We start from the raw sequence: 14,956 nt of genomic DNA on the forward strand, positions 1-14,956 counted from the left end.
CGCAGGCCGGCCTGCGCGAAGACCTTCTTGTTGTAGATGGCCCCTATGACACTGCTGCCCGCCGAGTACAGATACGTCTTGCCCTCGTACCGGTAGGCGGCGTCGAAGTTGCCGGGGATGCCCTCGGTCCACTTCTGGTCGCCGAGATCGGTGAGGAGCCCGGCCCTGGCCAGCTCGACCATGGACATCGCGCTGCCGCTGCCGGGGAACAGCACATGGACATCGGGCGCGTTGCCGCCGGCGAGCCGGGTGCGTACGACGGTCTGCACCTGGTCGGTGGGCGCGAAGGAGGTGCTGAAACGGTCGTCGGGACGGGTCTTGCGGTACTCGGCGAGCAGTTCGTTCATCGGCTTCTGCTGGTCGGCGACGCCGACGACACGGATCGGTCCCGAGCCGCCGGAACCCGAACAGGCGGTGAGGAGCGGGGGAAGCGCGGCGAGGGTGGCGGCGCCACCGCCGATACGGAGGAAGCCCCGGCGGCTGACCGCACCCGCGCCCGCGTCCATGTCCGCGCCGTCGGTCGTCCCCGGGCCGTGTGCCGTAGCCCGGGCGTTTGCGGTACGCGCGGAGTGTGCCGTACCCCGGCCCGGGACGGGGCCCGGCTCGCTGTGAGAACCCATGGTCATGGTGCGTCCTCCTCGTGGGAGCCGGCGAACGACGGCGCCGCCGGGCTTGGTGTGCGTCGGCTCGTGGTGCGCACCGGTGCGGTGACCGAGGGCGGGTTCGCCGGAGCCGGGGCCCGGACCGGGACCGGTGGGAGGACGGCGGTGAAGCGGTAGCGGCCCGAGGAGACGCGGTAGACGGCGTGGTCGGACCCGGTCGCCACGAGCGAGATGTGCTCACGGTCGCGGCTCTCGTCAGGGGCGCGGCTCTCCTCACATGCACCCTCACCGCTGCCAGCGCCACCGCCACCGCCGCCACCGCCGCCTCCGTGACCGCGACCGCCACCGGACGTCGGCTCCGCGCCCGACGCCCGGACCGAGTCCGGCTCGCAGGTCGGCACGCGCACCTCGGCGGTGGCTCCGGGCGGCACCTGGACATCGAGTTCGAACCGGTCGCCGTCGCGCCGCCAGTTCACCGCGACCGTGCCCCGTACGGATTCGTAGCGGGCGCTCGCATGGGTGAGATCGCCGGGGCGGGGGCGGATGCTCAGCTTCCGGTATCCGGTGGAGTCCGCGCTCTGGTCGAGACCCGCGACACCGCGATAGAGCCACTCTCCGATCGAGCCGAGCGCGTAGTGGTTGAACGAGTTCATCGACGGGGCGCGGAATCCGGTCTCAGGAGTCCAGCCGTCCCAGCGTTCCCAGATGGTGGTGGCGCCGTGGCGCAGCGGGAACAGCCACGAGGGCACCTCCGTACGGCGCAGCAGCGCGTGGGCGAGATCGTCCCTTCCGTACGCGTCCAGCACGGGCGCGGCGAGCGCGACACCGAGGAAACCGGTCCGCAGGGCGGGCCCCGCGCTCTCGACCAGTTCGGCCAGCCGGTGCGCGGCGGCCTCGGCGCCGTCCTCGGGCAGCAGGCCGAAGGCGAGCGCCACGAGATAGCCGGTCTGGGTGTCGCCCGCGACGCGTACGGTGCCGCCGTCGTCCGCGGTGGTCACGAACCGTTCGACGAAGACCTCGCGGATGTCGGCGGCCAGCCGGTGGTAGTGGCGCGCGACACCCCGCTGTCCCAGGACGTCGGCGGTCCGCGCGGTGAGACGGGCGCTGTGCGCGAAGTAGGCGGTGGCGATGACATCGCGTGGAGTGGGCGTGCCGGGCGCGAGCCAGTCGGAGAAGTGCGGTCCCACGCGCCGTCGCCAGATCAGATCCGGGTTGTGACGGTGGATCAGATCGACCCAGGCGCGCATGCCGGGCAGCGCGCGGGAGAGAAAACGCGGATCGTCGTACGTACGGTAGAGATGCCAGGGGATGATCACACCGCCGTCACCCCAGCCCGGCGCGCCCTCGTCGGCGACTCCGACGAGGCGCGGCGCGACATTGGTGAAGCCGCCGTCCGGCGTGCGGGCGTCGTCCACATCGCGCAGCCACTTGGTGAAGAACGCGGCGACATCGGCGTTGAGCGCGGCGGTGGGCAGGAAGACCTGGGCATCGGCGAGCCAGCCGAGCCGTTCGTCGCGCTGCGGACAGTCGGTGGGCACACTGACGAAGTTGGAACGCTGTCCCCAGCCCACGCAGTCGTACAGCCGCCGGATGTCGGGATCCGAGCAGTCGAACTCCCCGGTCCACGGCGTGTCGGAGTGCAGTGCGACCGCGACGACATCTTCCGCGCCGAGCCTGGCGACTCCGCTGATCTCCGCGTACCGGAAGCCGTGGTAGGTGAAGCGCGGCTCGAAGACGACGGGTGTGCGGCCGTCGCCGATCAGGACGTCCGTGGCGGCGGCGGTGCGCAGATTCGCCGTGTGGAGCGCGCCCGTCCCGTCCAGCGCCTCGCCATGGCGTACGACCACCCGGGCGCCGGGCGCGAGTCCGTCGAGGCGGAGCCGTAATCGGCCCGCGAGGTTCTGACCGAAGTCGACCAGATGGACACCGTCACCGATACGGGTGATGGAGCGCGGGCGCAGTTCGGCCATCGCCCGTACGGGTTCGTCCACGGAGGCCACGAGCAGCCGGTGGCCGGTGTCCGCGACCAGCGCCGGAGACCAGCCGGAGGAGTCGAAGCCGGGCAGTTCCCAGCCGTCGGCCGCGGACCGCAGATCGTGGCACTCGCCCATGAGCAGATCGGCGTGGCGGATCGCTCCTGTGTGCGTACGCCATGTGTCGTCGGTGACGATCGTGGTGGTTCGGCCGTCGGTGTCGAGGAGATGCAGCTCGGCCAGAAACTGCGGGTGGGAGCCGTAGTGGGCTCCGGCCCTCCGCGGTTCGAAGCCGACGAATCCGCTCCACCAGCCGTCGGCGACGGTGGCCGCGAGGACGTTCTCGCCGGACCTGATCAGATCCGTCACGTCGTACGTCCGGTACTGGATCCGGCGGGTGTAGTCGGTCCACCCGGGCGCGAGTTCCGCGTCGCCGACCCGGGTCCCGTTGAGCCGGACCTCGTAGAGCCCGCGGGCGCTGACATGGAGACGGGCGTGGACGGCGGGCGCGGAGGCGAAGGCGCGGCGGAAGAGCGGGCACGGCGCGAGACCGTGGTCGTCAAGGGCGCGCTCGCCCTCGGTGGGCGGGTCCATCAGGTCGACGGGACCGGGATCGTGGGCGATCCAGGAGGCCCGCCAGGGACCGGGGCCCGGCGGCACACCGGCCGGCGGCACGCCCGGCGGCGCGTCCGGGTGAGCACCTGACGGCGCGTCCGGCGGTGCGTCCGGGTGAGCACCTGACGGTACGTCCGGCAGTGCGTCCGGCAGGGCTTCGGACGGCGTACCCGGCGGGCCCGGCCGTAACCCTGACGCCGTGACGGACATCCCCGTCTCGAACCAGGAGGTGGCCTCCGCCGGTTGCGCCGTCCCGCCCGGCCATACGGCGACCCGCCAGTGATAGCGCGTACGGGCCTGGAGCGCGGGCCCCTCGTACAGCGCGCCGATCGCGTCCGGATCGTCGACCCGTCCCGTGTCCCAGCGGGCCCGGCCGCCGTCGTCCAGATCCTCCGGCCGTTCCGCGACCCGGATCCGATACGCGGTCGGATCATCACCCCGGTGATCGGACGTCAGACGCCAGGAGAGCAGCGGAGCGGGCTCGTCGATCCCCAGGGGAGTGGTCCGGTGGTCGCATCGCAGGGCATAGGGCCGCAGGGACACGAGCACGTCCTTCCTTCGCGCCGGGAGCGGCGCGGCGCCGTCGGCTGTTCGTCCGTTCGTCCGCTCGTCGTCACCTGTCCGCCGTGAAGACGACCATCTTTGAATGTGAAATCTCACGTGAATTCTGTGGCGTGGAGACTATGAGCCCCCCACGAGAGGTGTCAAGAGTGTTACCGACGCGCTCGACCACCCATCTCATACCGTGACCGAACTCCTCATACAGGGCGCCCGGGACAAGCGTCGCACCGGGCATTGCACCCCCACGGCGGGTGCCCTTGTGGCCCACGATCCCCGTGTGATAGTCACCGTGTGATTACCACATGAACGGACGTTAATTCACGCGGGATTCCGCGCCCTCGGGCGGGCGGGAATCACGCACGACGAACGGACCAGTCTTCATGAGAATGAACTGTGGAACCGGCGGCATCAAAGGCATGGAGAGACGCGCGGTGCTCGGCGCCGGGACCGTCGCGCTGGCACTCGCCGCGAGCGGACTGTCGGCCGTCGACGCCAGGGCCGCGGAGCGGTTCCGCGAGGATCCCTTCACCCTGGGCGTCGCGTCCGGCGACCCCTGGCCGGACGGTTTCGTGCTGTGGACCCGGCTCGCGCCGCACCCCCTCGCTCCCGACGGCACCGGCGGGATGGCACCGTATCCCGTCGACGTCCACTGGGAGGTGGCCATCGACGAACGCTTCCGCCGTGTCGTCCGCAGAGGGTGGACCCGCGCGGTGGCCGAACTCGCCCACTCGGTCCATGTCGAGGTCTCGGGCCTGCCGGCGGGGCGTCAGTACTACTACCGCTTCCGGGCCGGCGGAATCGTCAGCCCCGTGGGCCGCACCCGTACCGCGCCCGCGCCGTTCAGCCGTCCCAAGTCACTGAACTTCGCCTTCGCCTCCTGCCAGGCGTGGTTCGAGGGCTTCTACACCGCGTACCGGCATCTCGCCGAGGAGGACGTCGACCTCGTCCTCCATCTCGGCGACTACATCTACGAGAACCCGATCGACGCGATGGGCGGGGTACGGAAGGTCCCGGTGGCCGCCGAGCTGCGTCCCGAGCCGATGGACCTCACCCAGTACCGCAACCGGCACGCGCTGCACCGCTTCGACCCCGATCTCATCGCCGCCCATCAGGCCCATCCGTGGGCCGTCGTCTGGGACGACCACGAGGTGGAGGACAACTGGGCGGGCGACATCTCCAAGCTGGACAACGAGCCCGACCAGGACCCGGCGGTCTTCCGCACGCGGGCCGCGGCGGGCTTCCAGGCGTACTACGAACACCTTCCGCTGCGGCTGCCGAACAAGCCGAGGGGTTTCGACGCCCGTATGTACCGGAGTCTGCGGTACGGCCGGATGGCCACGTTCCACATCCTCGACACCCGGCTCTTCCGTGACGACCAGCCGTGCGGGGACGGCACCAGGAGCGGCTGCGCCGAACGGCTGCTGCCCGAGCGCAGCATTCTCGGCGCGGAGCAGGAACGATGGCTCTACCGCGGCCTCGGGCGCTCCGACGCGACCTGGAACCTGATCCCCCAGCAGATTCCCGTCGGCCAGGTGGACACCGATCCGGGTCCCGGCCAGTCGTTCGTCATGGACTTCTGGGACGGTTACGCGGCCTCGCGCCAGCGGCTCTTCCAGCAGTTCGCCGACCGCGACGTGAACAATCCCGTGGTGCTGACCGGCGATATGCACCGCCATCTCGCCGCCGATCTCAAGCGGGACTACGACGATCCGGACTCGCCGACGGTCGGTGTCGAATTCGTCGGCAGTTCGATCGCGACCGGCAAGGACGGTATGGACCTGGATCCCTCGGGAGCGAATCTGCTCGCGGCCAACCCGCATATCAAGTTCACCAACTTCCAGCGCGGATACGTCCGTTGCTCGCTGACGCCGAAGACCTGCCGCGCCGACTTCCGGGTACTTCCGTATGTGACCACTCCCGGCGCTCCCGTCTCGACCCGTGTCTCCTACGTCACCGAAGCGGGTCGGCCCGGAGTGAAGCCCGCCTGATCGCTCCGTACAGTTCGTGATCGGTCCGCACAGCTCGCGATCGGTCCTTCGTACAGTTCGTGATCGGTGCTTACAACTCGTGATCAGGCCGCACAGCTCGCCCGACCGGCTCACCCCTACGGCGGCGCAGCGGTTGCCGGGACGGCCCCCAGGTGCACAGGATCGGACATGGGTGGCCGCCCCGGACATGTGTCCGGGCTGTCCGCCCCGGCCTGCCCTGGGGTCCGTCACCGGCTCCGCGGCCGGGCCGGATACGCCCGGGTGGCCGACACTCCAACGGCACTCCCAGTAGCACTCTTATCTCACAACTGAGATAAACTTCCCCCATGGCAGACGACTACCTCGTACGCATCGGCAAGCTCATCCGAGACGCGCGCCAGCACCGGGGCTGGACACAGACCCAACTCGCCGATGCTCTGGCGACCAGCCAGAGCGCGGTGAACCGCATCGAGCGCGGTAACCAGAACATCAGCCTTGAGATGATCGCGCGCATCGGTGAGGCGCTCGACAGTGAAATCGTGTCGCTCGGCTATGCCGGGCCCATGCATCTGCGGGTGGTCGGCGGGCGCCGGCTCTCCGGGGCCATCGATGTCAAGACGAGCAAGAACGCGTGTGTGGCACTGCTCTGCGGCTCGCTGCTGAACAAGGGCCGTACGGTACTGCGCCGGGTGGCGCGCATCGAAGAGGTGTTCCGCCTTCTGGAGGTGCTCAACTCCATCGGGGTGCGGACCCGCTGGATCAACGACGGTGTCGACCTGGAGATCGTGCCGCCCGCCGAGCTGGACATGGAGGCGATCGACGCGGAAGCGGCTCGCCGTACCCGCTCCATCATCATGTTCCTCGGCCCGCTGCTGCACCGGATGGACAGCTTCCGGCTGCCGTACGCGGGCGGCTGCGACCTCGGCACACGCACGATCGAGCCGCATATGATCGCACTGCGCCGGTTCGGGCTGGACATCGCGGCGACCGAGGGCCTGTACCACGCCCAGGTGGACCGCTCGATCAGTCCCGGCCGCCCCATCGTGCTGACCGAGCGCGGCGACACCGTCACCGAGAACGCCCTGCTGGCCGCCGCGCGCCACGACGGTGCCACCGTCATCCGCAACGCCTCGTCCAATTACATGGTCCAGGACCTGTGCTTCTTCCTCGAAGCGCTGGGTGTACGGGTCGACGGCATCGGCACGACCACGCTGACCGTGCACGGGGTGCCGAGCATCGACGTGGACGTGGACTACTCGCCCTCCGAGGACCCGGTCGAGGCGATGAGCCTGATCGCCGCCGCCGTGGTCACCGAGTCCCAGCTCACCATCCGCCGGGTGCCGATCGAGTTCCTGGAGATCGAGCTGGCGGTGCTGGAGGAGATGGGGCTCGACCACGACAGGTCCGCCGAGTACTCCGCCGACAACGGCCGCACCCGGCTGGTGGATCTGACCGTGCGGCCCTCCAAGCTGGAGGCCCCGATCGACAAGATCCACCCGATGCCGTTCCCGGGGCTGAACATCGACAACGTGCCCTTCTTCGCGGCGATCGCGGCGGTGGCCCAGGGCAAGACGCTGATCCACGACTGGGTGTACGACAACCGCGCCATCTATCTGACGGACCTCAACCGTCTGGGCGGCCGGCTCCAGCTCCTCGACCCGCACCGGGTCCTGGTCGAGGGCCCCACCCGCTGGCGCGCCGCCGAAATGATGTGCCCCCCGGCCCTGCGCCCGGCCGTGGTCGTCCTGCTGGCGATGATGGCGGCGGAGGGCACCTCCGTCCTGCGCAACGTCTACGTCATCAACCGCGGCTACGAGGACCTGGCGGAGCGCCTCAACTCGGTGGGCGCGCAGATCGAGATCTTCCGCGACATCTGATCCGCGAAAGCCGCCGCACCCTATCTGGCCTGCCATTTGGCGGTTCAGGATGAGGTGCGGCGGCATCTGTGGGACTTCACTGGGACTGTGCGCCCGAGCGGGAGCCGCCGCGAGCGGGGACTGTGGCGAGTTGGGGCCGCGACCTGCTCCAGATCACGCTCGGACCGGAGCCGGACGGCCAGGTCCCCGCGTCATCGTCGCCGCCTGCTCTCGTAGCCCGCCTGCCGGTGCCGCTTCGGCCCTTCGACCGGCACATGGACGCCGACGGGACGCTGTGGTGTGCCTGCGGCGGAGGCAACGGTCTCCGGTCGATGTGCTCGCCGCCGTAAAGCCGGTAGCCGGCAGCGGACGAGGGCGGCGGCGCTGAACCACCTGTCCGCGCTGACGGAATCGGCGCTCCGCGAGAGGGGCCGGCTGCGTCCTCGGCGACGATCGCCGTTGGACGGCCCCCGGCGTTCTTGACCGGTCCTCGAACGGGTCCGGTTCGGGCCACAATGGGCGAACCACCATGCGGTCGAGAGAGGTTGAGGATGGGACAGGAACGGGAGAGCGCACCCGAAGGACTGCGCCGGGTCCTTCAGGACGTTGTCGACGGATATGAGGAGGACGCGCTGGACAAGCTCTCCTCCTGGCTCGACAAGCCCATCCCTGCCGGTCTTTGGGGAAGGGACCTGATCGAGTGGATGAGGTGGCAGCTCGAACGACTTACCGACTCCGAGGTCTACGACCTGTTGGAGACGGCCCTGGACGGGTCCTGGTCGTACGACGAGCGCGTCAACTCCATCCTGCGCGATGCCGAGATCGGGCTGACCATGGTCGACGGCCGATTCGAGGAAGACGATCAAGCGGCGGAGGAGTTCGGCGTCCAGGACGCAGCCGACCGGTCCATGCCGCTCCTGACCGGAAAATACGTCGGCGCCAAGACCATGTGGGCCCAGAGCCTCGCCGCGCAGAAGGCCGGCGACGACAAACTGGCCGTCGCCTTGGCGGTCAACACCCTGGAGGGCGTGGTGAAGATCGCCTCCAGCCAGAAGGACATCAATCGCGGGCTCCAGCACCTGTTCCCCGAAGGGGAACGCAGCGCCTTGCGCTCGGCGATCAACCAGCTCCACAACTACGCCAGCGCCATGCCGTGGGTCCGGCACGGGGGCGGCGCCAAGGACCTGGAACTTGAGCGGATCGAGGCCCGGGGAGTGATCCGGGCAGCCGCCGTTTGGATCGTGATGGTGATCAACCTCGACAGCGAGGGCCGATTCAACTGATCGGCACACCGCCCGCGTCCGGTCCCCGAGCGAACAGGGAGCGGTTGCTCCGGCCCGACCTGCCCGGTAAACGGGGACTTCACGGCTACGATCTCGGATCCGGAGGTCCGGCGGTTTGGCCGCGCCGTGAACCGGTGGTAGTGGCGGTCAGCGCGAGCGAGGCGCGCCGGGCGACACCGGTGGCGTGGACGACGGCGGCGCGGACTCGCGCGATGTGGCGTCGATGGCGGCCTGGACGGCCTTGGTCATGGCTGCCCGGTGCCGGACGAGCCGGGCGGCCTCGTCGGCGCCGTCCGGGTTGCGGATCTCCGGCGCCGTGGTGGCCCAGGCCTGGGCGGCCACGACGACGAGCATCAGGGTGTCCATCCCGGCCTCGACGCCGACCCCGTGGACTGCGGCGATCTCGGCGGCCTTGGTGACGTGCGCCTCCCGCTCCAGGTGCGAGGCGCCGGGGCGTTCCAGGGCCTTCCACTGGGTCAGGCGCAGCAGCCCGGGGTCGGCGGTCAGAGCGTCGAGCAGGGCGCCTGTGCAGCCGGGCAGATCGGCGGGGGTGAAGGGCACCACGCGATGACGCCCGAGGAACTGGCCGCCGTCACCGGTGGTGTCACCGGTCTGCACGTCCTCGACCCCGACGAACTCGCCGAGACCTACTGGCGGCTCTACACCAAGCGCGACCGGACCGAGTACCGCTTCCCCGAGACCAACACCTGACCACCCGGTCCGTCCGCGGCGACCCTCGCACTTCCATGGGCGCAACCATGACGAACACACGCGACGACCTGGTGGCGGTGGTGACCGGGGCAGGCCGCGGCGGGCCCGAACGTCCACGAGGGCACTATGACCGCCCGATCCCCCCGGCGGGCAGATGACGTTCCCTTGCCGGCCCGACACCAGAGATCTCGAAGGCCCCGAACGCTCACCGCGTCGGGGCCTTCGCCGCCTCAGGGCGTTGCCCGTACAGGTCAGAGAATGACCCAACCGCCGTAACCGGAGAAGCCGCCCTTACCCGCGCAGTAGGCGTAGGACTGGGACCCGTTCGCGTACTTCGTGGCTCCGAACACGATGGCCCCGTTGTTGCACTCGGCCCAGGAGTAGAAGCGGGTGCTGCTGGCGCCGGAGCACTGCGCGGCGTAGGTGTTGACGTCGGACCAGGAAGAGCGGCAGCTGGGAGCGGCGGCCGACGCCGGCCCCGAACCTCCGGCCGCGGGCTGGGCCTGGGCGGTGGGCACCGCTCCGAGAACCAGGGCTGCCCCGAGAACAGTGCCGGCCGTCGCGCGACGCATACGCATACGCATGAGCAACTCCTCGACTAGTAACGGTGGTTGGCCGGTGACGCCCGGCCGTTGTGTCCACCGTGACCGGACCGCCTTGGGGAGACCTTGGGCAAACCTGCAATCGGTACGCCCCGGTACGCGACCGCCCCCGTGGTCCCGGGCTCCTCTCGGATGCCCGGGACCACGGGGGCGGATCACGGTCCCGTCGGACCGGCGCCGTTCCCTGCTACTTGAGCAGATACGCCTTGAAGACGGTCAGGTCGTACACATTGCTGTTCTTGTCCGTGAGCTTCGCCTTGAACGAGACCGAGGTCGCGCTCTTCGGGTGGCTCAGCGTCAGGCTCCGCCTGCCGTCCTTGGCGGTGGTCACCGTGGCCTTGGCCCACTTGGTGCCGCCGTCGTAGGAGACCTGCACGGACAGGGACTTGAAGCCCTTGCCCGCCGCCGGGCCCTGGATGTTGAGCGGGACCGTGAGCTTCTTGCCCTTGGCGCCGGCGCTGCCCAGGTCCAGCGTCGGGGCGAAGCGGACGGTGGAGAGCGGCAGTGTCGCCACGGTCTCACCGGCCGGCCTCTTCGAGGTGAACGTCCAGCCCGCGACGATCCGCGTGCTGACTCCGGCCACCTTGGTGGAACGGGACACGTCCGTACTGATCCGGAACGCCGCCGAGGCGGCCGGCAGGGCGTCGCTGTAGGTGCAGAGCTCGCCGCCGTTGTCGACGAGCTTCTTGCCGCCCGCGGTGATCACGGTCCGCTGCCCGGTCACCGAGGAGTAGCCGAAGTGCCCGGCGCCGTCGGTGAATTCGGGGATGCAGACCGCCATCTCGTTCTGGTACCGGAGCGCGGTGTTGTCGGCGTTGACCTTCGGGCTGAACACCCCGACGTTGTAGGTGTGCGTGTAGGTCTTCTTCGCCAGGTACGTCCTCGCCATGTCGGGCCCGAGGTACGCGTAGCCCCCGGCCACCGTGGCGCCCTGCTGCTCGACACCGAAGTCCCAGGTGAAGCCCTTGGGCACGGTGACATAGGTCTTGGCCACGCCGGGCAGGGCGAACGGCCTGGTGACCGTACCGAGCCCGAGGTCCGCCGTGTTCCACGAGGGGAGGACGGCGCCCCGCTGGGACTTCGCGGAGGCACCGATCCGCAGGTTCACCAGGGCCAGCTCGCTCTTGGCCGCCTTGTGACTGAAGCCGGTGTGGAGCGAACCGGTGCGGTTGTAGAGCAGGTTGTAGCTGGTGCTGCCCTTCTGCCAGGTGCCGCCGACCTGGGAGCTGAACTGCCGGGCGGTGAGCGCCGCGCCGACCTGCCCGGTCCTGAAGCCCGTGAAGCTGTTCAGGAACCAGGAGCTGCCGATGCCGTCGTCGCCGCCCAGGTCGAGCCCGTAGTTCAGATACGCGGCGACCTGGGTCGCGCTCTCCGGCGGTGTGATGCTCAGCGGCTTCGCCTTGCGGGCGTCGAAGGTGACCGTCGAGTTCGCGGTGACCGAGACCTTCGGCGCCACCATCAGGGCGATGTCGGAACCGGCCTTGGACCCCCTGGGGGTCTCGACCGGAGCCTCCACCAGATAACTGCCCCTGGGCACCCGGACCTTGGCGATCCCGTCACCGTCGGTGTCGAGCAGGTCCTCCCAGAGGTCGCCGGAGTGCCCGAACACCATCGAGTCGGCCCGTGCGGGCTTGCCCTTGGTGTCGATGAACTTCACCGTGAGGTCGTACGCCTCACCCTCGCGTACCACGCCGAAGGACGTACGGACGCGCTGGCCGCCCTCACCCGCGGCGGCGACGACCGAACCGGAGAAGGTGCCGTCCTGCGTGCCGGTCCGGGTGTCGGAGACGACGTCAACGCTCGCGCTGCCGCCCGCGGGTACGGTGACCTGCTGCGCGCCGAGCGTGAAGAGTCCGGCCGGAGCGGGCTGTCCCTTCGGCCCCGTCGTGTCGAGCGACAGATCGAGTGTGACCGGCTCCGTGCCGCTGTTGCGGTAGGTGATCTGCCGGGTCACCGGAGTGTCGTCGGTGTGCGGCCACCGCTGGAGACCGAAGTTCACCGAGGTCTGCTCGCTGACCACGGTCTGGGTGATCGCCGCGGCCACATCGGTACGGCCGGTGCCCTGCTGATACGCCGTCAGTCCGGCGGTCGGCCGGGCGGACGCGGTCAGCGTCTGCTTGATCCGCTGTCCGGTCCAGTCCGGGTGCTCCTGGGCGAGAATCGCCGCGGCGCCCGCCACGTGCGGAGTCGCCATGGACGTACCCGACATCGACACATAGCCGTCGGCCGCCGGGTCCCCGAGCTGTCCCTTGGCCGCCTTCGCCGCGACGATGTCCACACCGGGCGCGGTGAGGTCCGGCTTCAGCGAGCCGTCGGCCGTCCGGCCCACGCTGGAGAAACCGGCGAGCCCGTCGGCCCGGTCGACCGCGCCGACGGTGAGCGCCGAGGCGGCGCTGCCCGGCGAGCCCACCGTGCCGGCGGCCGGGCCCTCGTTGCCCGCCGCGATGACGAAGAGGATGCCCTTCTCCGCGGAGAGCCGGTCGACGGCCGCCTCCAGCGGATCCGTCTCCGCGGTGTCCATTCCGCCCAGGCTGAGGTTGGCCACCTTGGCGCCCTGGTCGGCGGCCCACTGCATACCGGCGATGATCCCGGAGTCCGAACCGTAGCCCGAGTCGTCCAGGACCTTGCCGTCGAGGATCCGCGCGCCGGGCGCGACACCCTTGTACTTGCCTCCGGACTTGACTCCCGAGCCCGCGGCGATCGACGCGACATGCGTACCGTGGCCGACGCGGTCGACGGTGCTGCCCGACCCGGAGAAGTCCTTCTGGCCCACCTCGACGCCCTTGAGGTCGGGATGGGTCTCGTCCACACCGGTGTCGAGCACGGCTATCTTCACACCGGCGCCGTCGTACCCGGCCTGCCAGGCGGTCGGAGCGCCGATCTGCGCGACGCTCCGGTCCAGGCTCGCCCGGCGCCTGCCGTCCAGCCACACCCGCGCCACACCGGGCGCTGTGGTGCGCGCCAGACGCTGACCGGCCACGGGCGCGGTGAGGGCGTGCCACGCCTCGGACGAACCGGTCTTGGGCGCGGTGAGCGCCTCGCCCTTGACCGCGGGCAGGCTCCGCCGTACGGAGACCTCCGCGGCCGAGATCGCCGACTTCGCCCGCGCCGTGTCCTGGGTGTCCTTGGTGTACGACACGATCAGCGGCAGCGTCCCGCGGTGCGCGTCGTCGAACCGGTCCCTGATCAGGCCGGTGACATCGAACAGCCGCCGGTCGAGCTTGCCTTGGGCCACCAGCCGGGACGCGTCGGCGGGCAGGACGTAGGTGCTGTCCCCGACTCGCCTGACGGTGACACGGACCTGCTCACGGCCCTTGCCGGGCTGGATCCGGTCCACCCTGCCCTCGGCGTCCACATGGACGCGGTCGCCGGTGATCAGGGTGACCGCGGACGGCTCACCCTGTGCCTTGCGCGCCTTCGCGACGAAATCCGCCGGTGCCGCCGCACCGGAGCCGGAACGCTCCCCCGGCCCGGCCCCCGTGACGAGTCCCGCGGTGAGCAGCGCGGCCACCATGGCCGCGCCCGTTCTGCTTCGTTTTCCGGGCAACTCTCCCCCTGCGTACGCCTGCTTGAGATGTGGTCATAAATCGAACGAACCCCCGAAGTGAACCATACCGAGTATGCGTGCACCCGATCTTGGGCCCACAGGTGGGTCCGGGGGCCCTGCCGTTGGGCCCGGCTTCGTTCTTACGCTGCCTCCCGTTCGGGGGATGGTCACGGTGTGGGACGAGGAGTGGATGGTGAGAGGCACCAGAGGTCTCCCGATTTGGCATGGGCATGGCGATCGCGGCCAGAGCGGTGTGGAGTACGCCGCGGTGATCGGGGTGGTGGCCCTGGTCGTGGCGGCGATCGTGGGGCTGACGGTGCCCGAGGACGAGGCGGTCGGGCTGAAGGACGCGGTCTGCCGAATCGTTCATGCCGCCGATGGCGCCTCCGCGTGCGCCTCGGGTGAGGACGAGGGTGGCGAGGGCGGGGACGACGGTGGCGGCGAGGGCGAGGATCCCGTCGTACCTCCCAACGATCCGTTCCAGCCCGCGAAGTGTCTGCTGTCGCAGGACCAGACCAAGGACACCGTCGTCATCCAGATCCTCTTCATCAAGATCAGCGGGTCGGACCAGCTCAAGGTCCAGCAGTGGTCCGACGGCACGGTCACCGTGGAGCGGGTCACGGACAGCAGCGTCGGTGTCACGGCGAGCGTCTCCGCGGGTATCCCGGGGCTGAAGGACTGGGGCGGCAGCGCCTCGCTGAGCGGGACGTACACGCAGGGCAGCGGCAAGGGCGGACAGTGGATGTTCGGCAGCCACAAGAGCGACAACCCGCAGGCCGATCTGGAGGCCAATCTCGCCGACGCCAAGGCCTTCGCCGAGGCGCTCAAGCAGCAGGACTTCTGCCGTGCCATGGTCGGCAGTCCCGTCTCGCCCATCAGCCAGGTCGGCTGCAGCAACAGCGCCATGTCGCAGATGGAGAGGACCAACCCGGAACGGATGCCGGACGTCGACATCACCAAGACGACCACGGAGGCGTCGGGCGGGCTGAGTCTCGGCAAGTCGTTCAAGAAGGGCAGCGGCGAGGGCGGCAAGGACGGCGAGCCCAAGGACCTCGGCAGCGTCTCGACGGATCTGATCAGCGGCTCCATGACCCAGGACGTGGTGGTCCTCCGTACCAACACCGGCCCGGACGCGGGCAAGGTCACCTTCGTCTACACCTTCTCCGTCGGCGGCAAGGCGGGTGAGGTGGGTCAGGTGAGTGGTACGCGGATGCAGCAGGTGGCGGTCACCTACGACGC

General features: G+C 69.9%; 10 protein-coding genes. 5 read left to right on the forward strand and 5 right to left on the reverse strand.

Translation table 11 applies throughout. The features are described 5' to 3' along the window. Together BFF77_RS29220 and BFF77_RS29225 are read right to left on the reverse strand one after the other, a co-directional pair. Nucleotides 1-626 (reverse strand): ABC transporter substrate-binding protein (locus tag BFF77_RS29220; RefSeq protein WP_141698555.1); only part of this gene is annotated, 626 nt, incomplete at its 3' end. Beyond that, a complete protein-coding gene (locus BFF77_RS29225; RefSeq protein ID WP_066955833.1) occupies nt 623-3,739 on the reverse strand; it encodes an alpha-L-rhamnosidase in 3,117 nt (1,038 codons plus the stop codon). The genes BFF77_RS29220 and BFF77_RS29225, both read right to left, overlap by 4 nt. 428 nt (nt 3,740-4,167) lie before the next feature. Here BFF77_RS29225 and BFF77_RS29230 point away from each other — a divergent pair, with 428 nt between their 5' ends. The 3 genes from BFF77_RS29230 to BFF77_RS29240 all read left to right on the forward strand — a co-directional run bounded on the left by BFF77_RS29230 (nt 4,168) and on the right by BFF77_RS29240 (nt 8,857). Continuing rightward, on the forward strand, nt 4,168-5,739 hold the full coding sequence (locus tag BFF77_RS29230; RefSeq protein ID WP_245703774.1) for an alkaline phosphatase D family protein: 1,572 nt from the start codon (nt 4,168-4,170) through the stop codon (nt 5,737-5,739). A 326-nt stretch (nt 5,740-6,065) separates the two neighbouring features. Then, nucleotides 6,066-7,595: a helix-turn-helix domain-containing protein gene (locus tag BFF77_RS29235; RefSeq protein WP_066955840.1), complete on the forward strand. Its 1,530-nt coding sequence runs from the start codon at nt 6,066-6,068 to the stop codon at nt 7,593-7,595. Between the two features lie 530 nt (nt 7,596-8,125). Further along, nucleotides 8,126-8,857 (forward strand): hypothetical protein, encoded by a 732-nt coding sequence (locus tag BFF77_RS29240; RefSeq protein ID WP_066955843.1) that lies wholly within the window; start codon nt 8,126-8,128, stop codon nt 8,855-8,857. A gap of 147 nt (nt 8,858-9,004) precedes the next feature. Here BFF77_RS29240 and BFF77_RS29245 read toward each other — a convergent pair whose 3' ends face one another. Beyond that, entirely contained in the window at nt 9,005-9,418 is a 414-nt protein-coding gene (locus BFF77_RS29245) for a hypothetical protein (RefSeq protein WP_141698556.1), read from the reverse strand. A gap of 6 nt (nt 9,419-9,424) precedes the next feature. Between BFF77_RS29245 and BFF77_RS36030 the strand changes: the two genes are divergently transcribed. Then, a complete protein-coding gene (locus BFF77_RS36030; protein WP_169922746.1) occupies nt 9,425-9,568 on the forward strand; it encodes a hypothetical protein in 144 nt (47 codons plus the stop codon). 251 nt (nt 9,569-9,819) lie between these two features. On the opposite strand, the gene BFF77_RS29250 is transcribed toward BFF77_RS36030, so the two are convergent. Both BFF77_RS29250 and BFF77_RS29255 read right to left on the reverse strand, forming a co-directional pair. Continuing rightward, complete coding sequence (locus BFF77_RS29250; protein ID WP_066955849.1) at nt 9,820-10,152, reverse strand: hypothetical protein; 333 nt, start codon at nt 10,150-10,152, stop codon at nt 9,820-9,822. Nucleotides 10,153-10,357: 205 nt separating this feature from the next. Further along, entirely contained in the window at nt 10,358-13,717 is a 3,360-nt protein-coding gene (locus BFF77_RS29255; RefSeq protein WP_245703776.1) for a S8 family peptidase, read from the reverse strand. Nucleotides 13,718-13,970: 253 nt separating this feature from the next. Here BFF77_RS29255 and BFF77_RS29260 point away from each other — a divergent pair. Continuing rightward, a partial coding sequence (locus tag BFF77_RS29260) for a hypothetical protein (protein WP_211280342.1) occupies nt 13,971-14,956 on the forward strand: 986 nt, incomplete at its 3' end.

Source organism: Streptomyces lushanensis (assembly GCF_001700515.1).
GTDB classification, from domain to species: domain Bacteria; phylum Actinomycetota; class Actinomycetes; order Streptomycetales; family Streptomycetaceae; genus Streptomyces; species Streptomyces lushanensis.